Here is a 22077-nt window from a genome sequence, read left to right as displayed (position 1 = left end):
CGCTCCTGCAAGAACTCGCAGCGTCCTGGTTTGCAGGAGGCGTCAGCCGCGACACACCGGCAAGGGCATCGCCCGGGACACGCCGGCCGCTAGACGGCAAGGCCCGCGCCGATCGCCGGATCGCTCATGCTCGGACGGCCGGTCTCGATATGTCCGGCCAGCCGCCGCCGCCACTGCGGCATGGACGCGCTCGCGATCTCCAGGTCGTACCAATGATGCTGCGCCGCCAACGGAAAGCGCAGCGCCTGATGCGCGCCGGCCGCGAGTTCGAACTCCTGCTCCGCCCCGCCACGGTAGCCATCGCGGATCCGCAGCCGGCATGCCCGCGTGCCGGCATTGCGCAGCTCCAGCAGCAGGCATTGGCTGGCCGCGTCGTAGTCGGCCTCGGCCTGCAGCCCCGCATCGGTCACGCTGTCGCCGTAAAACTCGCGCAGGAAGCCGTTGGGGCCATGCACACGCAAGGCATAGCCGGCATCGGCGGCAGCGCCGCGCCAGTGGCGCGCATCACTCAATTCGCTGCCCGCGGCCAGCGTGTAGAACCACGGGCCGGCGCTGCCGCCATCGGCATAGGCGTTCAGCGCGACGCCGACCGTACTGCGGTTGAGCATCCGCAACGTCGGCCCCTGCGGCCCCACCTGCAGGCGCACGTCGAAATCGTAAGGCAGCGCGCGCGCCGGGCGCTGGCCCGGCTCCTGCACCGGCAGCGCCTGCTGCGCGGGGCGCTGCGGTGGCGGCAGGGCCGCGGTGGCATCGACGCGGGCAATGAAGTCGCGGGTGTCCGGCAAGGCGACGCGGGCGTCGTCGTGACCGGCGAAATCCAGCGCCGAGGTCAGGTCGCCGGCGACCGCGCGGCGCCATGGGCCGATATTGGGTTCGGCGACGCCGAAACGGCGCTCCAGGAAGCGGATCACCGAGGTGTGGTCGAACACCTGCGAATCGACCCAGCCGCCGCGGCTCCATGGCGACACCACCAGCATCGGCACGCGCGGACCGAGGCCGACCGGGATGCCATGGTAGTCCTCGCCGCGCAGGTCGACGTTGCTGGCGCCGATGGCCGGATCGGTCGCCGGCAGCGCCGGCGGCACGTGATCGAAGAAGCCGTCGTTCTCGTCGTAGTTGATCAGGAACACGGTCTTGGACCACACCTCGGGCGATGCCGCCAGCACCTCCAGCAGGCGCGCGCTCAGCGACTCGCCATAGGCCGGGGTGGCCTGGGGGTGCTCGCTGAGCAGGTACGGCGCCACGATCCACGACACCTGCGGCAAGGTGCCGCTGCGCACGTCGCGCTCGAACGCGGCGACCAGGTGCTCGCCGCGCGAGGCCTTGGCGTTGTCGGCGGTGGAACCCGGCACGATCGCGCGGCCGCGCCGGTACAGCGGAGAGGCGCGGTCGAGATTGCGGAAATTGGCGAAGTACGGATGGCTGTTGTCGCCGTAGTTGTCGAATTCCTGGTACACCTGCCAGCTCACCCCGGCCTGCTGCAGGCGTTCGGAATAGGTGGTCCACGTGTAGCCGGGAAACGTCGCGTTGTCGCGCGCCATGTCCGCGGTCCAGTTGCCGTCGTCGCGGTTGTTCACCGCCTGCTCGCCGTCGTTGCCGACGCTCAGGCCGCTGGTGCCGGTGAACATGTACATGCGATTGGGATTGGTCGGACCGAACAGCGAGGCGTGGTAGCCGTCGCAGATGGTGAAGGCATCGGCCAACGCGTAGTAGAACGGCAGGTCCTCGCGCTGGAAGTGGCCCATCGTCATCGCGCTCTTCTGCGCGATCCAGGCATCGTGGTGCTTCCAGGTCTCGTGCGAGCCCTTCCAGTCGTGGTTGAGGCCCTCCATGCACTGCGCGCTGCTGGTCTGGCCGTTCAGGCGGAACGGCAATACGTAGCCATCGCCGGCGCCGGCCTCGGGCTGATACCAGACCGGACGGCCGCTGGGCAGGCGCAACGGCCGCGGGTCGCCGAAACCGCGCACGCCGCGCAGGCAGCCGAAGTAGTGGTCGAACGAGCGGTTCTCCTGCATCAGGATCACCACGTGCTGCACGTCCTGCACGGTGCCGGTGACCCGCGCCGGCGGCACCGCCAGCGCGCTGCGGATGGCGCCGGGCAGCAGCGGCATGACCGCCCCGGCGCCGAGGGCCAGGGACGCACTGGCGAGGAAACGGCGACGACTGTGTTCGACCACGGGCAGAGACCGGCGACGAGCTTGCGCTCACGGACTGGCCAGCGTAGACGCTGCAGATGAAGCGGGTTTGACAGGGCTGCGCCGGGCATCTGCCAGTGCATGACCGGATCGAGCCGGAAGGTGCCAGCCGGCTGTGTCGGCTCCGCGCCAGGAACGGAGCGCATGCCCCGTTCCTGCGCAAGGCGGCTCAGCCCTGGATGAACGCCAGCAGGTCGGGATTGATCACATCGGCGTGGGTCGTGCACATGCCGTGCGGATAGCCCGGATAGACCTTCAGCGAGCCGTGCTTCAGCAGCTTGGCCGAGAGCAGGCCGGAGTCGGCGATCGGCACCACCTGGTCGTCGTCGCCGTGCATCACCAGGGTGGGCACGTCCATCGCCTTCAGGTCTTCGGTGAAGTCGGTTTCCGAGAACGCCTTGATGCCGTCGTAATGCGGCTTGGCGCCGCCGAGCATGCCCTGCCGCCACCAGTTCTGGATCGCGCCCTGCGAGACCTGCGCGCCCGGACGGTTGAAGCCGTAGAACGGCCCGCTGGCGAAATCGAGATAGAACTGCGCGCGATTGGCGGCGAGCCCGGCACGGATGCCGTCGAACACGTCCAGCGGCAGCCCGCCCGGATTGGCCGCGGTCTTGAGCATGATCGGCGGCACCGAACTGATCAGCACGGCCTTGGCCACGCGCCCCTTGCCATGCGCGGTGACGTAGCGCGCCACTTCGCCGCCGCCGGTCGAATGGCCGATATGCACCGCGTTGCGCAGGTCCAGATGCTCGGTGACGGCAGCCACGTCGGCGGCGTAATGGTCCATGTCGTGGCCGTCGCTGACCTGGCTGGAACGGCCATGGCCGCGCCGGTCGTGGGCGACGACGCGGAAGCCCTTGCCGAGGAAGTACAGCATCTGCGCGTCCCAGTCGTCGCTCGACAGCGGCCAGCCATGATGGAAATAAATCGGCTGCGCCGTCTTCGGGCCCCAATCCTTGAAGAAGATCTCGACGCCGTCTTTGGTGGTGATCGTGCTCATGGCTTTGCCTCTGTTGAGTGATGGTTGAAACGCAAACGCAGACTAGAGACTTGGGCGGCCGGCGAAAATCCTACGCTCGGCTTGCCGCCTCATACGAAGGTGTGGGTCGCCGGCACAGCGCTAGGCCGTGCGGTTGCCGGCGAGTGCGCTGGCGAGGCAGCAGGCGATGACTTCGCCATCGACCGGCTTGTCGAGGAACGCGCGGGCGCCACGGGCCATGACCCGGTTGCGCGTGGCCTCGGCAGGGAACGCGGTCATGAAGATCATCGGAAACGTACGGCCACGCGTCAGCAACTCGGCCTGCAATTGCTCTCCGCTCATGCGCGGCATCTGCATGTCGGCGATCAGGCAGGCGGGATCGGTACGCCCCTGGTCGGCCAGGAAGTCGATCGCCGAGCCATAGCTGCGAATCTCGTAGCCGAGCGAGCGCAACAGACTGCACAGGGAGGTCCTGACCCCTTCGTCGTCGTCCACGATCGCGATTGCGGCAGCCTGGCTCATCTGCGGGAGTCCCAGCTGCCGCGTGTCGCATGGAAGTGCGTCCGATGCGCGGCAGATGCTGCCTTTGTCCCATTCCGCGGCGCCCGCGAAAATCATACACAGGTTTGCGTGCCGCGCTCAGGGCCGGGAAATCCCCAGCGTCTGGGCACTGCGCACCAGATCGGCGAGCGAGCGCACCCCCATCTTGCGCATCACATTGCCGCGGTGGATCTTGACCGTGATCTCGCTCAGGCCCATTTCGCCGGCAACCTGCTTGTTCATCAGGCCGGACACCACCAAGGCCAGGACCTCGCGCTCGCGCGGCGTCAGGGTCTGGTATCGGGAGTGCAGGTCCTGCACGGCGCCGGCCGCCGCGCGGCGCCGCCTGTCGCGCTCGATCGCGGCGCTGACCGCATCCAGCATGTCCTGGTCGCGGAACGGCTTGGACAGGAAATCGACCGCACCGGCCTTCATCGCCCGCACCGTCATCGGGATATCGCCGTGGCCGGTCATGAACACGATGGGCAGGTGGATGCCGCTGCGCGCGAGTTGATCCTGGAAGTCCAGGCCGCTGATGCCCGGCAGTCGCACGTCGAGCACGATGCATCCGCACACGTCCGCCAACGCGGCCTGCAGCAGTTCCGCGGGCGAGGCGAAGATCAGCGTGCGCAGACCGATCGAGCGCAGCAGGCTGTCCAGGGAATCGCACACGGCGGCATCGTCGTCCACGACGACGACCACCGGTACGCTGGCCGCGGCCGCGCGTGACGGCGGCTGCGCCGTCATGCGCCCGCACCATCGCGTGTTGCGGACAACACCAGGCGGAAGCTCGCGCCGCTGCCGGGCTGGCTTTCCACCGACAGCCGGCCGCCGTGCGCTTCGGCGGTGGTCCTGCAGATCGCCAGTCCCATGCCCATCCCCTGCTGCTTGGTGGTGAAGAAGGGATCGAACAGGCGGTCCAGATGTTCCGCGGCGATGCCCGGGCCGGTATCGGCCACCGTGATCGCAACCTCGTCGTGCGCAAGCCGCGTCGCGCGAACGCGCAGCAGCCGCAGCGCCGGCTGTTCGGCCATGGCCTGGCTGGCATTGACCATCAGATTGACCAGCACCTGCTGCAACTGGATCCGGTCGCCGACCACGGCCGGCAGGTCCGGCTGCAGTTCCACCTGCACTTCCACCCGGCCGCGCGCGAACTCGTGCTCCACCAGGCGCACGGCGTCTTCGACCAGGCGGGCCGCACTCAGCGCGTCGCGTTTCATCGGGGCCTTGCTCAGGAAATCCCGGACGCTGCGGACGATCTCGCTGGCGCGGCGGCCTTCGGAAATGATGCGTGCGATGGCGGCGTCCACCTCGTGCAGATCGGGCACGTCGCGATGCAGCCAGCGCATCGCGGCCTCGCCGTTGGTCACCACCGCCATCAGCGGTTGATTGACTTCGTGCGCGAGCGAGGCGGTGAGTTCGCCGAGCGTCGCCACTCTGGCGGCATGTGCCAGTTCCACCTGCGCCGCCAGCACGGCGCGCTGCGCCTGCTTGCGCTCCGAATTGTCCACCACGAACACCAGCACGCAGCCGTCGTCGTCGTCCGGGCCGGGAAACGTGATGGTGAAAAGCACCGGAATGCGATGCCCGTCGACGTGGACGATTTCGGTTTCGCCCTCATGGAACGCATCGCCGCTGACGAATGCGGCCAAGGCCGCGGCGAAGCTGCGCTCGCCTTCGCCCAGCACGTCGTCGACCGAGGTCGGCGACCGCGGCGCGCTGCCGCCGCCCAGCATGCACAGGAACGCCGGGTTCAGATCCTCGATCCTGGTCAAGCGGCGGGCGCGCTCGACGAAGTGCGGACGATCGGCCAGATACGCGTTCAATGCCGCGGCGTCGTTCAGGCCAAGCGCGGCGAGTTCGGCCCTGAGCGCCGTCCAGTCCTGTTGCGCGATGCCGATCCGGCTGGCATCGAACATCCGGCGGTAGCGCCGTTCGCTCTGCACCAGCGCCGCATAGGCCGCCTTGCGCTCGGTGACATCGGTATGCGTCTCCAGCACCCCCAATGGCTCTCCCTGCGGATCGCGCTGCAGCACCCAGCGGCCTTCCACCACGAGCGTGGCGCCGGCCCTGGTGCGCTGCTCCAGCACGCCATCCCAGGCCCCCGTTTCCAGCAGCGCGGTTTCGATCGCCTGCCGCTGGATCGGATAGCGGGTCCCGAGCAGTTCGTCCGCCACCCGCCCGAGCGCCTGTCGCGACGACCAGCCATACACGTCCTCGGCAGTGCGGTTCCAGAAGGTGATCACGCCGAAGCGATCGCGCACGAAGATCATGTCGTGCGACAGATCCAGCAAGGTCGCCTGCGCGCGCAGCGCCTTCATCGCCGTCTGGTTCTGCAGCAGCAACAAGGCGGTGATCGCGATCGCCGCCAGGCTGACGACGGCCCGCAGGGTCTGCGAGCCGAGATGCTCGACGCCGTGCGTATCCACATAGGTGGCGATGGTGAGGGCGACGCCGCTGACCGCGGTGACGACGATGTCGCTGCGCCGCGCGGTACGCGCCACCAGCAGCAAGGCGACGACATACAGCACCGCGATGGCGCCTTCCAGCGCGGTGAAGGTATCGACCAGGAAGATGGCGCCCATCAGCAATGCCGCGACCAGGCACACCCCCGGCCGGCTCCCGCCTGCGCCCGAGCGCGTCCACGCCCCCGCGCCCCAGCGCAATGGCGAGAGCGCGAGCCGCTGCCTGCGCGACATCGTGAACAAGGATTTGCCTCCCGGGATGGAAAACGCACGCACAGCAGTGCAGGCAGCCGAGGCCAGGCGCACCTGGGCAACCGCACCTGCCATGCCGGCGATGGTAGGACTCGGAGCGTGCGACTTCTTGTACGCCCTTGCCGTCTGCGCCAACAGGCGACCATCGCGGCGGCGCGATCACGGCCCGCGCGTGCCGCCGCCTAAACCAAGGTATGAGGCAGCGAAACGATCCGCCGATTTGCGCGCCCTCGGCGGCCGCCTAACCTCTGTCCTGTCGAGTGGGCACCGGCGCAACCGCAACCACCTGCCAACCGACCACCGCGGCACTCGTGCAGCGGCGCGGGCACGCCCTCAACCGGAGACACCCCATGGATACCGTTTCGATCAAGTCGCGCCAGAGCGGCGCGCTGCATACCCCGAGCGATCTTGGCGCCCAGGCCACCACCGATATCGGCGCCGCGCTGAACGTGCTGCTCGCCGACACCTTCGCGCTCTACCTGAAGACCAAGAACTTCCACTGGCATCTGTCGGGACCGAATTTCCGCGATTACCACCTGCTGCTCGACGAACAGGGCGACCAGATCTTCGCCACCACCGATGCCATCGCCGAGCGCGCGCGCAAGGTCGGCGCGAGCACGCTGCGCTCGATCGGCCACATCCAGCGCCTGCAGCGCCTGCTCGACAACGACGCGGATTACGTCACGCCGCAGGACATGCTGGCCGAACTCGCCGAGGACAATCGCCGCCTCACCGGCTTCCTGCGCGCGACCCACGCCGTGTGCGACGAATACCACGATGTCGCCACCACCAGCCTGATCGAAGTGTGGATCGACGAGGCGGAACGCCGCTCCTGGTTCCTCTTCGAAAGCACCCGCGCCGCGCGCTGACCCCTGCGCGGGGTTCGCGCAGCGCCCAGGAACCAGACGATGAACCGCAAGATGCTGCTGCCCGCGCTGTGCGCCGCCCTGCTCGCCGCCAGCCCGGCGCCGGGCCATGCCTCGCCCATCCCCGCCACGACCGGCGCTATCGGCCATGCCGATCTCCAGCGCTGGGCCGATGCCTGGAACAGCCATGACATCGACACGGTCATGGCCTTGTTCACGCCCGACGTGATCGTTCGTCAGCCGAGCAATCCCAAGCCGCTCGATGCGGCAGGAACGCTGGCGTTCTTCTCGATGATCTTCAAGGCCTATCCCGACTTCCACGTGGCGCTGACCGACGCGCTGGTCGATGGCATGCAAGGCGTGTCGGTCGAACGGGTCACCGGCACCTGGAGCGGTCCCTACGTGGACCCGGCCACCGGCAAGACCACGCCCGGCAACGGCCGCCGCTTCGATCACCCTGGCGTCATGCTGCTCGGCTACCGGGCCGACCATCGCATCGCCGAGGTCAGCATCTACTGGGATCGGCTGACCGTCGATCAGCAACTTGGCATCACGCCGTAACCCCAATTTCCGGAGCGCATCATGAGCGACATCCCCTTGCTGACCCCGGCCGAGTGCGCGCTGGTGCTGGTCGACGAACAGGCAGGCCTGGCCTTCGCCGCCGGTTCCGCCGACCGGCAATCCCTGCGCAGCAACGCGCTGGCGCTCGCGCGCACGGCCGTCGCGTTCTCCGTGCCCGTGATCGTCAGCACCTCGGCATCGAAGGTCTATAGCGGCCCGCTGATGCCGCCGCTGCGCGCGGCGCTGCCGGACATCGCGCCGATCGAGCGGCGCAACATGAACCTGTGGGAAGACGATGCGGCGAAGGCGGCGATCGTCTCGACCGGGCGCAAGACGCTGGTCTTTGCCGGCCTGCTGACCGAGGCCTGCGTCAGCTTTCCGGTGCTGTCGGCGCTGGCCGACGGCTACAGGGTGCACGTCGTCGCCGATGCCTGCGGCGGCCTGACCGCCGCCAGCCACGACGCGGCATTGCGACGCATGGAACAGGCGGGCGCCGTGCTGACCTCATGGCTGCAGTTCCTGCTGGAGCTGCAACGCGACTGGACCAGGCACACCACCTACGAGGCCGCGCGCAGCATCGTCGTCGATCACGGCGGCGGCTACGGCATCGGCCTCGACTATGCCCGCGACATGATCAAGCCCGCCTGAGGCAGTGCCCGCCACGGCGCCACGCACGCGGCGCGCACTCCATGGGTGCGCCGCATCGACGCCACCGCCCCAAAACGACATCCGCGACGCGACCTGGCAACGCCTCCGCTGCCCAGCCGCGTATCGCGCCATGCGCCGGCCGGCGTGGACACTGCGGATGAAACGGGCCTGGCAAGCCAAGCCCGCGGACACCGGATGCTGTTCGAGCGAACGCCCTGCGCCGTGGCGACCCGCGCGGGACTTCGCAACCATGCGATCGACCGCAGTTGATACAGTCGGTGCGCCCGAGTCGGCGCGGATGCCGTAGTCCTCCACGGCCGCCAGGGCGCGATCGCGGCCGCACACGCCGGCATCGACCAGGCCAGACGCATCGCATTCCGGCAGCCGCCCCCATTCTGGAGACATCGCCATGATCAGATCGCCCATTGCCCCGTCGATGTCGCGGCGATCGCCACTGGCCGCTTCCGGGGCGGGGCTGCTGCTGGCCGCGTTGCCTGGCCCCGCATCGGCGGCGGCGAAGGAAGCGCCAGCCATCATCGACGCGTGGGCGAAGGCGAACGGCTTCCAGGGCGTCGTCGCGCTCGCTCGCGACGGCGAGGTCGCCTACGCGCGGCCGTTCGGCATCGTGGACCTGGAAGCGCAGCGCCCGGCGAAGATCGACAACGTCTACGGAATCGCTTCGATCTCCAAATGGTTCACCACCCTGGCGATCGTGCGCCTGGTCGAACAGCGCAAGCTCGACCTCGACCGGCCGATCAGCGCATGGCTGCCGGACTATCGCGCCGATACCGGCGCCCGCATCAACTTGCGGCGCCTGCTGTCCAACAGCAGCGGCCTGACCGAGCGATTCGGTCCGGCGTCCAAGGCCGATCCATCGCTGCTGACGCGCGAGCTGCCGGCGTCCGAGGCAGTGCGCCAGTTCGCCAGCGCCGACCTCGCATTCGAGCCGGGCGCGAAGTTCGACTACATCTTCGCCAACTGGATCGTCGTCTACGCGATCGTCGAAGCGGTCGCCGACATGCCCTTCGTGGACGCGATCCATACCCTGGTCCTGGACCCGCTGGAGCTGCGCCATACCGGCACCGGCGCGGCGATCGCGGCCGCGCCGGCCACGGTTCCGTCCTAGCGGACGCTGTCGCCGCCCGAGCGCCGCACCTATGACAGGCCGGGCTTCATCGCCGCGGCAGGCGGGTATTTCAGCAATGCCCGCGGCCTGATGCAGGCCGCGCACCGCGCCTACGACAAGGGCTTTCTGTCGCCAGCGTCGCTGCGCCAGCTCACCACCGTGGAAATGCCGGAGGAATACGCGCTCGGCGGCCGCGTGAAGACGCTGACGCTGCAGGGCAAGCGCCGCACCTACGCCTGGGAAACCGGCAATACCGCCGGCTACCGCTCACTGCTCGCGCACCGCCTGGACACGCGCGAAACGGTGGTGATCCTCAACAACAGCAGCATGGCGCAGCGCCAGCTCGACGAGTTCGCGATCACCACGCAGTCCTGAGCGACGACAACCCGCGCATATGCCTGTTCCTGCCGCAGCAGGAACAGAGATTCGTCTACAAAAGTAGAATTTTTTCTGATTTAAGGATGCAAGCCATCTAACTTTGGCGCAAAGTCTCACTATCGCAGGGGGGCTGCGAGGGGACGCAGAGATGCAGGGCTTCAAGTTTATGCTTGAACGGCGCTTGTTCAGCGACGAAGTCGTTGTGCGGGCAGCGCACCGCTACACGCATTTTTTCAACATCGAGTTGCTGAGCAGCGACATCGAAATCGGCGTCGTACTGACACCGCATGACGGCGTGCAGATACCCGCCGACCTGAAATCACGCTTCCTCAACGATGCGCTCGACGAGCGACTTCGCGAATCGGTGCGTATCGAGACCGCCGACATCCATCGGGAACTCATCCAGGCCGCGCTCCGAGAAGCATTGCCTCGCAGAGCGGCATCGACCACATGAAATTCCGATCTCCCCAAGCATTCATGGGCAAGGCAGAAACCTACCATCTCCTGCCTCTTCGCTTCCGACGACTGCCCTGGGATCAGGACCGGGTTTTCGTCTCATCCTTGGCGGGCGACTGGCTGATGATGCAGCGCTCGGCTTTCGAGCGCTTCGTTGGACACGACCTTGCCGCCGACGACCCGTTACTTGCCGACCTGCAAGCGCGCCACTTGCTGGTCCTCGACCAGAGCAGGAGTTCGCTCGCGCCGCTGATGAGCCAGTACCGCACGCGCAAGTCTTATCTGCTGGACGGTCCCGCACTCCACATCTTCGTGGTATCGCTTCGCTGCCACCATACCTGCAGTTACTGCCAGGTCTCTCGACAGCACTCTTCCGCGACCGACTTCGACATGAACACCGATGCCTCAGCCTTGGCTGTGGACCGTCTCTTTGAGTGGCCAACTCCTGAACTCACCATCGAGTTCCAAGGCGGCGAGCCCCTGCTTCACTTCGACCAGGTCAGAGCGATCACGGAGCGGATCCTTGCACGCAATGTCGCGGAAAAACGTTCTCTGCGCTTTGTTGTGGCGTCTACGCTCCACGACCTGACCGACAGCCAACTCAGCTTCTTCAAGGAGCATCGGTTCAAGCTTTCCACCTCTCTGGACGGCCCGGAATGGTTGCACAACGCCAACCGGCCGCGCCCTGAGCGCGACAGCTATCGCAGAACCCTTGAAGGTATCGAGCGCGGCCGCACGGCGCTTGGCGACGACGCGGTATCGGCGCTCACGACCTTGACCAAGCGAAGCCTGGAAGTCCCTGCAGCCATCATCGACGAGTACCGGAAGCTCGGTTTCCATTCGATTTCGTTGCGTCCGCTGAGCCCTTACGGCTTTGCCGCCAAGACACAGGATCGCAACGGCTATTCGACAGACGCTTTCCTGGATTTTTATACAAGGGCCTTGAATCACCTCATCGAAGTCAACCGAAGCGGCTTCCAAATGGAAGAGACTTACGCGAGCTTGCTGCTGTCGCAGTTGCTGGGACCGTTTGCCCATGGCTATGTGGATTTGCGCTCACCCACCGGCGCCGGATTCGGCGCGGTCGTCTACGATTACGATGGGCAGGTCTATCCGTCGGACGAAGCACGCATGCTGGCGGCGATGGGTGACGCGCGCTTCGCGCTTGGACGCGTCGATCAATCGGTCGAACAATGGCTGGCGTCGCCAGCGATGAAACACCTAATGCAGGCTGCCGTAGCCGAGGCGCTGCCGACATGTAGCGATTGCGCCTATGTCCCCCTCTGCGGCGCGGACCCCGTAGACCACTTCGCGCGACAAGGCGATGTCGTCGGCCATCGCCCCACGAGCGACTTTTGCCGGCGCCAGATGGGCCTCTTCGATCTGCTGCTGCAGCGCTATGATGCGGCGAGCACCCAAGAACGCGAACTTCTCGAAAGGTGGGCCTTGAGATCGCCTGCTGCCGAACGAGTCGAGGGCCCGCTCAATGTTGCCGCTTGAGAGTAAGGCGACGATCTCGGGCCACACCCAGACCAGTTTGCTCAAGATCGCAGGCTTGGCAGAAATTGCCGCCGGCGCGCATCCTTTCGAGCGAATGGCCCTGGACCTCCGGGCAGTACCTGCCAACGCCCTTTCCTCTGATCTTGTGGATTTGCCATGGGCTGCCTTCTTGAGCGAAGAATCCCAGGCCGTAGTGCCGGGGCGTCCCTGCATCGCTCTGAGCGGAGATCCCCGCATCGTTCGCGTGGGCGACGTCATCGAGCTTGACCACTTCCGGCAGAAGATCGCGGTTCGGTACCGCCGTGGCGACAAAGGCAACGTGCTCTTTGCGACCGAACGCTGCAACAGCTTCTGCCTGATGTGCTCGCAGCCGCCGCGGCAAATCCAGGATGACTGGCGGATCGAGCAATTGTGCGAGCTGTCCGAGCTCATCGATCGATCTGAACCATCGCTGGCGATCAGTGGCGGCGAACCGACACTGCTTGGCGACGGCCTTCGCCGCGTGATCGCAAAATGCGCAGAAGCCTTACCCGATACCCATCTTCATATCCTGTCCAATGGCCGCTTGCTCGGCGACCAGGCGCTTGCCGACCAGTTCAAAGGCCTGACATCCAGGCTCAGCTGGGGCATCCCGCTGTATGGCGACCACTACGCTCTGCATGACTATGTTGTCCAAAGCGAAGGCGCGTTCGCACAGACGATCCGGGGGCTTTATGCGCTCGAAGCCGCGCAGCAACGGGTTGAGATTCGGGTCGTCCTGGTACGCCCTGCGTTCGAGCGCCTCCAAGAAATCACGCGCTTCATCTTGCGCAACCTCCCGTTTGCCGAACATGTTGCCTTGATGGGCATCGAGCCGGTCGGATTCGCAAAAGCGCATTACGAATCATTGTGGGCGGACCCGGCCGACTACGCCGAGCAGCTCACGGCTTCGAGCGGCGCCTTTCGTCGCGCAGGAGTAGCGGTATCGCTTTACAACCTGCCCCTTTGCACCATCCCGCAAACGCTCTGGCCTTACGCAAAGCAAAGCATCTCGAATTGGAAGAACGACTACCTGGATGCCTGCTCCGGCTGTGCGGCCAAGACCCAATGTGGCGGCTTTTTCTCTTGGGTGACACCCCAATGGACCAGCCGCGCCGTCAGCCCCATCAAAAAGGAGATTGCATGTCTAACGCACTGATCCTCGCGAGCTCAACGCTTGGCGCCTTCGGCACCGAGCCGCCGCAGACGCCGGCTGGGCTTCATGATTTGGTGGAAATGGACGGGAAGTATGCAACGGTATTGAGTTCGCCCTTGAACGAGGGGCGCTACAACCTCTACGCGGGACACCGCTCGCACAGTTCGCATAGCTCTCACAGTTCCCACAGTTCCCATTCCTCGGGGTCGGGAAGCTCCTATCGGTCTTACTCGCCCTCACCCACTTCCGCGGCGCCGTCGACTTACGGCACGCCCACAACGCAGTCGCTTCAATCAACGGAGACACTGACTGCACCGTCGGGCAATACAGCCGAGCCCTACCATCCATCCTCGACCTCGGTGCGGCCGCTGTCATCCACGCAAACGCAAGTGCCGCGCCGGAGCGAAAACGAACTCAAGCTGCTCATCATGCGAGTACAGGCGGCACTTTTTGCGCGCAGCTATGATCCTGGCGCTATCGACGGCGTGATGAATCCGCAGACCCAGACGGCCATACGCGCCTTCCAGCGGGATCATGGCTTATCCGCCACGGGCACCATGACGACCGAAACTTTGACAGCGCTGAGCGTCAGAATCTGAATACAAACTTAGCGCGATCACTCCAACTCTCAGCGATGAAATTCGCTGGAAGCGCCGTGTCGCAGAGCCGCCTAGGACGAGACTTGTCAAGCCACTTACAGGCGTTGGCAATTAACTGGAGCGGGTGAAGGGACCTGTATCTAGTCTCTAACCTGCTGTGGAATCAACGTTTTTTACGCATCCCCGGAACGGTAATAGCCATGATTTTGGCCTTATTCGCGCGGGTTGGCAAGTCCCGCGGCTGAATTCTTGTCTACGGAACACCTCTGGCTGCCACAGAGATCTGCAGCTACCTCTTCAGGATGTGAGCCGGCGACTTCAAGAATCGACCTGATTAGCCCCGACCATCAGCCAGCAGTCGCAGGATCTGCGCCCATGTGGGTTGATGATGTTGCCACCTGAAGCCAACGAGGTGGCGTGATGAGCATCAATGCCGTGCAGTTCCAGGCTGGAGCGTTGATGCCAGAGTTCTTTGCGTCCTAAGACACCGAGGCCAAGTGCTACCGCGCTCTGTACAGATGGCGATGGCCGCAGAGATTTCGCTGTCCCTACTGCGCTGGACGAGCACGCTCGCGTTTCAAGCGTGGTGGCGTCATCTACTACCAGTGCAGCGTATGCCGGCACCAGACCAGCCTGATCGATGGCATGATGTTCCAAGGCACCAAGCTGCCGCTGCGCACCTGGATGCTGGCCTTGTACCCTGTTGACCTCGACCAAGACCAACATGGCCGCGCTGGAGCTGATGCTTCATCTGGGGGTCAACTACAAAACCGCCTGGCGGATGAAGCACAAGATCATCTGCTTGCTAGCTCGTCAGTATGTGTTCCCGTTACGCCCGAAGAATCAACTCGTAGATTTCAGTGGTCAGCCCGCCCCCCCTGAATTGAGTACCAGGGATAGAAAAATCCAAAAGTTCGGCCAGGACTAAGCCCTTGTTTATAAATGGCTTTAGAGACGAAACACCAATGAATTTGGCCAGGTCACCACTGTCCGCATAGCGCGCCGCCTCGCACCGGATTCGGGCAGTGCCCGTCCGACGCTGCGCCAGTCGCCCGGCGCCACCCTTGGCATGGAATGCCTGTTGCTGAGCTGGGCCATCAGTTGCGCGTAGCGATGGGACGCGCAGATGGCTTGCAACTCGATCCCGTTCGAGTCCGCCGCTGATGGCGGGCTCGCGTCGGACGACAGTCCGACGACAAATTCACAGAATTCGCCGAGAACCCTCATGGAGGGAACATAGTCCTCCAACCAGAGGAATTGCCCCTGCTGATTTACCTCCACGAAAATGCAATTCCTGGAACGATCCGCGATGAAATCGAAGCACCCCATATCCAGTCCCATTGCCTGCATGAACTCAAGGCACTTGCCACGAATTTCGGTCGGCAGTTCGATCGGACTCAGGACGCCTTGAAGGTCGTCTATCGCTCGCCAGTCGAGCCTGCCGACAGCATCGGCCTGGGAGTCGATGCGCACGGAATACTCTCGCTCTCCGAGAAACGTTGAGCCCTACCAAAGACATCGTCTCACACGGTGCGCACTGCTTAGGTTTTTGAGCGGAATCCACCACTCGTTATGCGGCTCACCCGGAGCACTTGGCACGCAATGGAACGTCTGCAGTTCCTCTACATGCGTCACCAGTCGCTCGCGGGTCGCCGGATCGGTTGCGTCCTGGTCGCTCTACGCGACAGTTGATCGATCCGTGAGCCCCGCCACGAAAACGACGACCAAAACAATGCCGTTAAATGTTAATCATGTAGCAACCATGCCGAACTTAACGCCGCGCCCAAAAACAATCCGTCAGGCAATGTCGAAAGACCCAGCCAAAACGGGCGTCAGTGCAGCTACATCGAAACCCAGGAGCACTTCCACTAGCGACGGCATACTTCGTTCATTTTTTAGCCTCGAAAAGCAGTATCCCGTCTGCTTCCAAGAAACAGCTTCAAAAGACACGGGAATATATTGAATGCGAATTCGCCATCTTCACTATTTTTTGGTCGTTGCTGAAGAACAAAGCTTTGTTAGAGCATCCGAAAGGGTTCACATTGAACCATCACCACTCTCAAGAGCGATTAAGGAGCTCGAAACACAATTGGGCGTGCGATTATTCCACCGCGCGAAAGGCCGTATCAAATTGACATGGCCCGGAGAAGTTTTTCGAGAAGAAGCCCGCCGCATCGTTGCCTTTATGGATGACGCACAGACCCGCGTGCATTCGGCATCCCGTGGGTTCCGGGGTCGCATACGGCTCGGAATAGCTGACAGCCTTGCACAAATTCGCTTGACCCGTTTACTTGCGCGATGCCGGGAAGAAGAGCCACTTACCGAGATCAGGATCAATGAAATGACGGTTAGCGAAATGCTTCAGGGTCTTGCTTACGATCAGATTGACATCGGCTTTACCGTAGACGGAGAAATTGCGGGAGGTTATGCCCAAACGATAATTTGGGACGAACGCCCCGCGATTGCAATTCCCACACATCATCCACTCCTGTCTTTCGAGAAGATTTCAATGGAGGAAGTATACCGATACCCCCTGATACTGTGCCATCCCGAGCGCTGCTCAGGCGGTTACAACGTCATTCGCCGGTGGTGCAGCTCAGGCGATGTGCCCGCGCCTAGCATCGCAGAGTATGTATCCGGTCATGAGCCGATGATGATGCTTGTGGCAGCGGGATATGGCGTTGGCATCGGCCTGGAGTCGCAACTCGCTGTTTTTCGGCATCCTGACGTTATCGTCCGGCCTGTCACCGATGACATTCCCAATACCGCGACCTTCGTGGTCACGTTGGATAAGTCCCTCTCCCCGGCGGTGGAACGCTTCATAAAGCGGGCACAGCAAATTGGCGAAGAGACATCCCCATAACCGCACTCATTGTACGGTTGTACTATAGGCATACATTTTCTGTCAGGCTTAAGACGCAAAAAGTCAGTCTAATTTCGACGGCCAGAAGTGGATGCAACGCATGCAAGCGACAAGCCGCGTCGGTAACGCGGCTCAATGTTGAACACCCATCTCATTAGCGGCCTCACCAATTATCGTACTTTTTTCGTCCGTTTAGTGACAAAAATCGGCAATCCCTGCCGCACACAAAATTAGCGAGGCCGCCGGTCGCGTTTGCGGCTCTTTATCAGTCCGGAACACGTCCTAATAGTAAAAGCTCCGTGGATTTCGTTGACCGCAAGTACGCCGCACCAGGTTAAATACACCGGAGAATGCGGTGGTCGGCTAAATCCGATTGATTGATGTTTTCGAGCGGTCGGTGCTCTTCAGTACGGGGAAGCCCAAGAAGTGCCACCGAGCATCAAGGAGTGATCACCATGTTCCAACAGCACGCTGCTCCGGTGACGGAGCGTCGCATACTTCGTCGTGCAGAAGTTGAAGCCAAGACTGGGTTCAAGCGAGCCCACATTTACAGCTTGATGAAAGATGGCAAGTTCCCGAAGGCATTGCGCCTCGGCGTTCGCGCAGTAGGCTGGGATTCCGCCGAAATCGATCAATGGATTACAGACCGCCTCAAAGAGCGTGTCTGACGCTGCTCCATTCACTCTCGATAAGGAGCAGTCCATGCAAGTGATTTCCGTCATCTCAACCAAGGGCGGTGTTGGGAAAACCACCATCGCTGCGAACCTCGGCGGCTTCATCGCCGACTCTGGCTTAAGAGTCTTGTTACTCGACCTGGACATGCAGCCTACGCTGTCGTCCTATTACGAGCTTATCCATCGCGCGCCCGGCGGGGTCTATGAACTCTTGGCGTTCAACGAGCGCGACGTCACGCGTCTGGCATCCCACACGGCAATCGAGCGCCTAGACGTCGTCGTGTCGAACGACGAGCATCGGCAATTGAGCACGATGTTACTGAATGCACCAGATGGCCGGTTGCGACTGCGCAATCTTCTGCCGATGTTCCAGCCCCATTACGATTTAGTGCTGATTGACACTCAGGGCGCGCGTAGCGTTCTCCTCGAAATGGCGGTTCTCGCGTCCGAGCTGGCGATATCGCCGGTGACGCCGGAGATCCTTGCCGCTCGGGAAATGCGGCGCGGCACCTTGCAGCTCATCGAGGATATCGCCCCTTATCGGCACTTGGGTATTACCCCCCCCGTCTTGCACCTGTTGATTAACCGCGTACCAGCCGTGTCGTCGAATGCTCGATTGATCCGGCAAACGTTGCGCCTGATCTTCAACGGACAGGCCGGCATACATGTACTGCAGACTGAAGTCCCTTCCATCGAGGCGTTTCCAAGAGCAGCCACTCAAAGCCTGCCAGCTCATCGCGTTGAGCACCGCCGCCCAACAGGTCGGTTGGCACCCGCGGCATTGGAGATCGTTCGAGGGATGGCCGACGAGCTGTTCCCGCAATGGCACGATCATTTTGCACGGGTAACTGGAAGGCGGGGAGGGAGACAGTCTCATGTCGAACGCCCATGAACTCGCCCGGGGGCATAAACGGCTACGGCCGCTAATTGAATTCGCCTTAAGCGAAGGGTGGCAGGTGTCCCGAACATCAGGAGGTCACCTGAAATTTTTCAAGCAAGGCCTGCCACCGATTTATACCAGCTCCACAACAAGCGATCACCGGACTGAACGCAATGCCCGCGCCATGTTGCGCCGTGCGCAACGCCAAGCCGCCACGAACATTGCCACGGAAGGAGGCGCCGAGTATGGCTGATATCTCCGCGCAGGAAATGGCATCCAAATTGATGAGCGAGGGCTTCGCTCGCTCAGGGCCGGTTGCTGACGCGTTGGCTGATCCAATCGCCGATACGCCGATTGTCGTGACGCTGGATGAATTACGGTCGTATGAATTCGATCCCCGCCTGACCCGCAACCCGCTCTATGATGAGATCAAAGCGTCTATTCGCGAACGCGGTCTGGACGCACCGCCGCCAATCACGCGCAGGCCCGGCGCACCGCACTACATCATCCGCAACGGTGGCAATACGCGCCTGGCCATCCTGCGCGAGCTCTGGACCGAGACGAAAGAGGAGCGGTTTTTCAGAATTGCATGCGTGTTCCGCCCCTGGCCCGAACGCGGAGAGATTGTCGCATTGACCGGCCACCTGGCGGAAAACGAGCTTCATGGCAGCCTGTCGTTCATCGAGCGCGCCCTGGGCGTCGAAAAAGTCCGCGAACTCTACGAACAGGAGACAGGCAAATCCTTGTCGCAGTCGGAATTGGCACGTCGGCTCAGGGCGGACGGCTATCCTGTGTCCCAGCCGCACATCAGCCGCATGCAAGAAGCGATCCAGCACCTGCTGCCAGCGATACCCAACGTCCTTTATGCTGGTTTGGGACGCCATCAGGTTGAACAACTAACGAGCCTGCGCAGATCGGCCGCCAAGATTTGGGAGTCCCGTTCGGCGTCGGTTTCTGGAACCATCGACTTCACATCGTTGTTTCAGGATGTCCTGGTCCTCTTCGACGGCGGCGCCAGCAGCTTCAATGTTCAGCGTGTGCAGGATGAGTTGATCGGGCAAATGGCTGAACTACTAGGCGTTCAATACGACACACTCGCCTTGGAGATCACCGACTCCGACAAACGCTGGCAAGTGCTGAGCCGCGAACCGGCCAGTATGCAACCCGCTCCCCCAATCGCACCACTGCCCACCCCTCCGGCGCCGCAAAGATCGCCATCCTCGATAGTGTCCACGGCCCCGGTGCCCGCCCCCCGTGCGGTGCCCACTCCGACCTCCATCTCTGGTGCCAGTGATCCATCGGAAGCGTTATTGAACATCACGCCCTCCGCCGATCTCGATGATCCGCAAGAGGAACATGGGGGCCATGGTTCCATCCTCAAGGGCCACATCGTTTCGCCTGCGGCGACCACCGATCGCTTGCAATCGATTCAGCGCTTGATTGCCGACCACACCGGGGAAACACCCAACGATTTCGAGAGCAATGTGCTGCGTTCTATCCCTGTGCAAGCCGGAGGCCTCTACCCAATCTCCGATGTTTGGCACATCGAGCCCAGCCTGGACGAGCCGGACCGCCTGCGCACCCACATCGCTCAGTTCGCCCAGGAGATTGCCACAGAGGCTGGTCTGGATCGCGGCATCGTGCCTTGCGATGACAGCATCGGCTTTGCTTGCGGTCAAGCGGAGGCCTCGGGCGACCAAGGAGCTCTCGCGCCGCTCCCGCGTGCGGTGCTTGCACTCCTCCACGTCCTAAGCGCGCCCTATCAGCTGCCTGGCGGCGGCGCGGCGCGTATCGATACCTCCCAGCTGCCCGGCGACTTGGGACGCCTGCTGCTGGGGGAGGCTCGCGCTTGCGAGGGACGGATCCTTCGCCTCAGCGACAACGGTCTGGTGAAGTTGTTTCGGCTGCTGCGGCTCGCTCGCCGATTGCTGGATATCGAGGCAGGTGCCGCGGGTGGCGACGCCCCGGCACGTGGGCCGTGAGGGCGCGTGATGTCCGGTCCCCACCCTCTCAATCAGGCAGTGATCGCGCAAGCACTCCACGACCTACGAAACGGTCAGTTACGCCGAGCAAAATCCATGGGTTTTGATGATGAGGACCTGGATGCGCTGAAACACCCGGCCATGGCCAGTGTGTTGGCCAATGCGAACGTCTCCTGGTGCTCGGTAACCATCAATCGCGATGTGCTGCGTCGCCTTCTCCATCAAGTGGATGACGTCACCAGGGAGATCGAAGAGATTGACCGCCTGTTACGCCTGGGCGCAAGCACGGAACTCGTCAGCAAGTTCTACGGATTGACGCACCAGGAAATTGCCCTTCGGCGCAGCATCATCGGGCTCCCCAAGCGCAAGGGGCGACACCCTGTCCTGACGGAGGTCCAGGACGCGGAGTTGTGGAACCGTTGGTCCGCTACGGTGAAAGAACGCGGGACATCCTTGGCTGACGAGACAGGTATGCTCGCCATCGCTGCAGACCTTGCCGAATCCATGGACCTTCCGATCTCGGTGATTTGGAGTGCCATTCGCGGATGGATCAGCGAAAGGCTGGTTTGACCATGGCCGGCCCACGCCGATCAAACGGTCCAGTTGTCATAGGCGAGCTCTTCGATCAGACCCTCCAGCGAATGCAGGACCAACAATCCGGTGGGATCGCAACAGCCAAGCAAACGGACGGTTTCATATACAGCGGCAACCGCCACGATAGCGTGCCGCGCGCTCTGTTGATGGACAACCGTCTGACGCCGCTTGAGCGCAATGCCTGGCAAGTATTCCGGCTATTGCTGAATGACGATGGCATCACCGCCCTGCCGACATACGATCAACTTGCCCCTTGGCTCGCTTCGATGCCATGCTCAGCGCGGGCCTCACATGAGACCGTTGCTCGCGCCTTGACGCTGCTGCGTCTCGCTCGCTGGATTAGCTTGGTGCGACGCCGAAGAGATCCGGACACCGGCCGCATTTTGGGCAACCTGTACGTCCTGCACGATGAACCGTTGACGCCCTACGAGGCTATCCAGCTCGATCCAGATTATCTTGGGCTGGTCAGTCAGGCGCTTACCCATGCCAGCAAATCGATCCAACGTGTTGGCGTGCACTCGCTGAAAGAGATGAACGATGACCCCCAGCTGGGTGGCGGGATACTACCAACTCGTCTGCAGGTCCTGTCGCAGCGATTGGCGGCGCAAGGCTGGACGGACACCGCATCTTATCCACAGGCTGGGGATAATCACGATTCCGAAGAAAGGCCAGCAGACCCTCTTCGGAATCAAGAACGCCCGACTTCGGATTCCGAAGCAGGCAAGCAACCCCGCGAAACCGGCTCACTTCGGAATCCGAAGACGGACCGTACTGTACGTAAAGAAGATATAAAAGAAATACGTACTGTACCGCCCGCGCGGGCCAACCTGCATTTGCCCGAGCGATTCAAAGCACTGAAAGCGGAGCAGCAATCGGGCGCACTGGCGGCGCTGCAGCCGGTAGATCGCGATTTGCACCAGGCAATTCTGGACGAATGGAACGCCCGTTGCTCTCAGAGCACGGTGCGCAATCCCGCAGGATATCTGTTCGGCATCATCCAGAAAGCCATCCGAGGCGAGTTCCGCGCCTGGGCTGGACACAGAACACCAGCACCACCAACTCATCAGGAAACCGCACCACCCCGGCAATCAGTTGATCCAGAGGTCGCGCGGGAACACATCGCCCGTCTTCAAGCGCTACTCCGCCAGTCCTAGACAAGTCCAGGCGCTGACGAGCATCAGCACCATGTGATGCGGTCTTCGCCAATCGAAGTCCGCTCTGTTCCATGGCGGTCTATACCCCGGGTATAGGCGTAGGCGCAGTGTTCCAACCACCCTAGCCCCCCTTACCCTCTCGCGGACAGATAGCGTCCAGCGAACGCCATAGAGGCCTATACCCGGGGTAT

Annotated in this window: 22 protein-coding genes and 1 pseudogene; 17 read left to right on the top strand and 6 right to left on the bottom strand. The window is 63.0% G+C overall.

Going from position 1 to position 22077, the window contains the following annotated elements; all coding sequences use genetic code 11:
• Positions 1 to 89: 89 nt before the first annotated feature.
• From NRY95_05850 to NRY95_05830, 5 genes are all read right to left on the bottom strand, one after another.
• Entirely contained in the window at positions 90 to 2111 is a 2022-nt protein-coding gene (locus NRY95_05850; GenBank protein ID UYC17484.1) for a phospholipase C, phosphocholine-specific, read from the bottom strand.
• A gap of 253 nt (positions 2112 to 2364) precedes the next feature.
• Positions 2365 to 3195, bottom strand: coding sequence for an alpha/beta hydrolase (locus tag NRY95_05845; GenBank protein ID UYC17483.1), 831 nt, complete (start codon positions 3193 to 3195; stop codon positions 2365 to 2367).
• A gap of 120 nt (positions 3196 to 3315) precedes the next feature.
• A complete protein-coding gene (locus NRY95_05840; protein ID UYC17482.1) occupies positions 3316 to 3696 on the bottom strand; it encodes a response regulator in 381 nt (126 codons plus the stop codon).
• Between the two features lie 117 nt (positions 3697 to 3813).
• Positions 3814 to 4461 (bottom strand): response regulator, encoded by a 648-nt coding sequence (locus NRY95_05835; GenBank protein ID UYC17481.1) that lies wholly within the window; start codon positions 4459 to 4461, stop codon positions 3814 to 3816.
• Positions 4458 to 6299, bottom strand: coding sequence for an ATP-binding protein (locus tag NRY95_05830; protein UYC17480.1), 1842 nt, complete (start codon positions 6297 to 6299; stop codon positions 4458 to 4460). The genes NRY95_05835 and NRY95_05830 overlap by 4 nt, the downstream gene beginning before the upstream one ends.
• Before the next feature lie 482 nt (positions 6300 to 6781).
• Here NRY95_05830 and NRY95_05825 point away from each other — a divergent pair, with 482 nt between their 5' ends.
• The 10 genes and pseudogenes from NRY95_05825 (at position 6782) to NRY95_05780 (ending at position 14550) form a co-directional block, all read left to right on the top strand.
• Positions 6782 to 7300, top strand: coding sequence for a DNA starvation/stationary phase protection protein (locus NRY95_05825; protein UYC17479.1), 519 nt, complete (start codon positions 6782 to 6784; stop codon positions 7298 to 7300).
• Positions 7301 to 7339: 39 nt separating this feature from the next.
• Entirely contained in the window at positions 7340 to 7858 is a 519-nt protein-coding gene (locus NRY95_05820; GenBank protein ID UYC17478.1) for an ester cyclase, read from the top strand.
• 21 nt (positions 7859 to 7879) lie between these two features.
• On the top strand, positions 7880 to 8506 hold the full coding sequence (locus NRY95_05815) for a hydrolase (protein UYC17477.1): 627 nt from the start codon (positions 7880 to 7882) through the stop codon (positions 8504 to 8506).
• A 409-nt stretch (positions 8507 to 8915) separates the two neighbouring features.
• Positions 8916 to 9632: a beta-lactamase family protein gene (locus NRY95_05810; GenBank protein ID UYC17476.1), complete on the top strand. Its 717-nt coding sequence runs from the start codon at positions 8916 to 8918 to the stop codon at positions 9630 to 9632.
• 90 nt (positions 9633 to 9722) lie between these two features.
• Positions 9723 to 10007: a hypothetical protein gene (locus tag NRY95_05805; protein UYC17475.1), complete on the top strand. Its 285-nt coding sequence runs from the start codon at positions 9723 to 9725 to the stop codon at positions 10005 to 10007.
• Positions 10008 to 10158: 151 nt separating this feature from the next.
• Positions 10159 to 10464, top strand: coding sequence for a hypothetical protein (locus tag NRY95_05800; protein UYC17474.1), 306 nt, complete (start codon positions 10159 to 10161; stop codon positions 10462 to 10464).
• Positions 10461 to 11966: a His-Xaa-Ser system radical SAM maturase HxsB gene (gene hxsB, locus NRY95_05795; GenBank protein UYC17473.1), complete on the top strand. Its 1506-nt coding sequence runs from the start codon at positions 10461 to 10463 to the stop codon at positions 11964 to 11966. Before NRY95_05800 ends, hxsB begins: the two co-directional genes overlap by 4 nt.
• Entirely contained in the window at positions 11953 to 13143 is a 1191-nt protein-coding gene (gene hxsC / locus NRY95_05790) for a His-Xaa-Ser system radical SAM maturase HxsC (protein UYC17472.1), read from the top strand. Before hxsB ends, hxsC begins: the two co-directional genes overlap by 14 nt.
• Positions 13128 to 13739, top strand: coding sequence for a His-Xaa-Ser repeat protein HxsA (gene hxsA, locus NRY95_05785; protein UYC17471.1), 612 nt, complete (start codon positions 13128 to 13130; stop codon positions 13737 to 13739). The genes hxsC and hxsA overlap by 16 nt, the downstream gene beginning before the upstream one ends.
• A gap of 420 nt (positions 13740 to 14159) precedes the next feature.
• Positions 14160 to 14550, top strand: a pseudogene (locus NRY95_05780) (transposase).
• Between the two features lie 137 nt (positions 14551 to 14687).
• Here NRY95_05780 and NRY95_05775 read toward each other — a convergent pair.
• Positions 14688 to 15212: a hypothetical protein gene (locus NRY95_05775; protein UYC17470.1), complete on the bottom strand. Its 525-nt coding sequence runs from the start codon at positions 15210 to 15212 to the stop codon at positions 14688 to 14690.
• Positions 15213 to 15702: 490 nt separating this feature from the next.
• Between NRY95_05775 and NRY95_05770 the strand changes: the two genes are divergently transcribed.
• The 7 genes from NRY95_05770 (at position 15703) to NRY95_05740 (ending at position 21886) form a co-directional block, all read left to right on the top strand.
• Complete coding sequence (locus tag NRY95_05770; protein UYC17469.1) at positions 15703 to 16602, top strand: LysR family transcriptional regulator; 900 nt, start codon at positions 15703 to 15705, stop codon at positions 16600 to 16602.
• A gap of 455 nt (positions 16603 to 17057) precedes the next feature.
• Positions 17058 to 17270 (top strand): AlpA family transcriptional regulator, encoded by a 213-nt coding sequence (locus NRY95_05765; protein ID UYC17468.1) that lies wholly within the window; start codon positions 17058 to 17060, stop codon positions 17268 to 17270.
• Between the two features lie 34 nt (positions 17271 to 17304).
• Entirely contained in the window at positions 17305 to 18168 is an 864-nt protein-coding gene (locus NRY95_05760; protein ID UYC17467.1) for a ParA family protein, read from the top strand.
• Positions 18152 to 18409: a type II toxin-antitoxin system HicA family toxin gene (locus tag NRY95_05755; GenBank protein UYC17466.1), complete on the top strand. Its 258-nt coding sequence runs from the start codon at positions 18152 to 18154 to the stop codon at positions 18407 to 18409. The genes NRY95_05760 and NRY95_05755 overlap by 17 nt, the downstream gene beginning before the upstream one ends.
• Positions 18402 to 20138 (top strand): ParB family protein, encoded by a 1737-nt coding sequence (locus tag NRY95_05750; GenBank protein ID UYC17465.1) that lies wholly within the window; start codon positions 18402 to 18404, stop codon positions 20136 to 20138. The genes NRY95_05755 and NRY95_05750 overlap by 8 nt, the downstream gene beginning before the upstream one ends.
• Before the next feature lie 9 nt (positions 20139 to 20147).
• Entirely contained in the window at positions 20148 to 20708 is a 561-nt protein-coding gene (locus NRY95_05745; protein ID UYC17464.1) for a DUF2857 domain-containing protein, read from the top strand.
• 2 nt (positions 20709 to 20710) lie between these two features.
• Positions 20711 to 21886: an STY4528 family pathogenicity island replication protein gene (locus NRY95_05740; GenBank protein UYC17463.1), complete on the top strand. Its 1176-nt coding sequence runs from the start codon at positions 20711 to 20713 to the stop codon at positions 21884 to 21886.
• Positions 21887 to 22077 lie beyond the last annotated feature (191 nt).

The organism is Xanthomonas campestris pv. phormiicola, from assembly GCA_025666215.1.
Classification (GTDB): domain Bacteria; phylum Pseudomonadota; class Gammaproteobacteria; order Xanthomonadales; family Xanthomonadaceae; genus Xanthomonas_A; species Xanthomonas_A campestris_A.
Note: the sequence above shows the minus strand (reverse complement) of the source record. Positions and strands in the feature narration are given on the sequence as shown.

Bases quoted from the DNA above. Each gene is read 5' to 3' on its own strand.
- NRY95_05765 (UYC17468.1), top strand. From the start codon at position 17,058: ATGTTCCAACAGCACGCTGCTCCGGTGACGGAGCGTCGCATACTTCGT.
- NRY95_05835 (UYC17481.1), bottom strand. From the start codon at position 4,461: ATGACGGCGCAGCCGCCGTCACGCGCGGCCGCGGCCAGCGTACCGGTG.
- NRY95_05850 (UYC17484.1), bottom strand. From the start codon at position 2,111: ATGCCGCTGCTGCCCGGCGCCATCCGCAGCGCGCTGGCGGTGCCGCCG.
- NRY95_05745 (UYC17464.1), top strand. From the start codon at position 20,148: ATGTCCGGTCCCCACCCTCTCAATCAGGCAGTGATCGCGCAAGCACTC.
- NRY95_05750 (UYC17465.1), top strand. From the start codon at position 18,402: ATGGCTGATATCTCCGCGCAGGAAATGGCATCCAAATTGATGAGCGAG.
- hxsC (UYC17472.1), top strand. From the start codon at position 11,953: ATGTTGCCGCTTGAGAGTAAGGCGACGATCTCGGGCCACACCCAGACC.
- hxsA (UYC17471.1), top strand. From the start codon at position 13,128: ATGTCTAACGCACTGATCCTCGCGAGCTCAACGCTTGGCGCCTTCGGC.
- NRY95_05740 (UYC17463.1), top strand. From the start codon at position 20,711: ATGGCCGGCCCACGCCGATCAAACGGTCCAGTTGTCATAGGCGAGCTC.
- NRY95_05840 (UYC17482.1), bottom strand. From the start codon at position 3,696: ATGAGCCAGGCTGCCGCAATCGCGATCGTGGACGACGACGAAGGGGTC.
- hxsB (UYC17473.1), top strand. From the start codon at position 10,461: ATGAAATTCCGATCTCCCCAAGCATTCATGGGCAAGGCAGAAACCTAC.
- NRY95_05830 (UYC17480.1), bottom strand. From the start codon at position 6,299: ATGGGCGCCATCTTCCTGGTCGATACCTTCACCGCGCTGGAAGGCGCC.
- NRY95_05820 (UYC17478.1), top strand. From the start codon at position 7,340: ATGAACCGCAAGATGCTGCTGCCCGCGCTGTGCGCCGCCCTGCTCGCC.
- NRY95_05760 (UYC17467.1), top strand. From the start codon at position 17,305: ATGCAAGTGATTTCCGTCATCTCAACCAAGGGCGGTGTTGGGAAAACC.
- NRY95_05825 (UYC17479.1), top strand. From the start codon at position 6,782: ATGGATACCGTTTCGATCAAGTCGCGCCAGAGCGGCGCGCTGCATACC.
- NRY95_05755 (UYC17466.1), top strand. From the start codon at position 18,152: ATGTCGAACGCCCATGAACTCGCCCGGGGGCATAAACGGCTACGGCCG.
- NRY95_05810 (UYC17476.1), top strand. From the start codon at position 8,916: ATGATCAGATCGCCCATTGCCCCGTCGATGTCGCGGCGATCGCCACTG.
- NRY95_05805 (UYC17475.1), top strand. From the start codon at position 9,723: ATGCAGGCCGCGCACCGCGCCTACGACAAGGGCTTTCTGTCGCCAGCG.
- NRY95_05845 (UYC17483.1), bottom strand. From the start codon at position 3,195: ATGAGCACGATCACCACCAAAGACGGCGTCGAGATCTTCTTCAAGGAT.
- NRY95_05770 (UYC17469.1), top strand. From the start codon at position 15,703: ATGCGAATTCGCCATCTTCACTATTTTTTGGTCGTTGCTGAAGAACAA.
- NRY95_05800 (UYC17474.1), top strand. From the start codon at position 10,159: ATGCAGGGCTTCAAGTTTATGCTTGAACGGCGCTTGTTCAGCGACGAA.
- NRY95_05815 (UYC17477.1), top strand. From the start codon at position 7,880: ATGAGCGACATCCCCTTGCTGACCCCGGCCGAGTGCGCGCTGGTGCTG.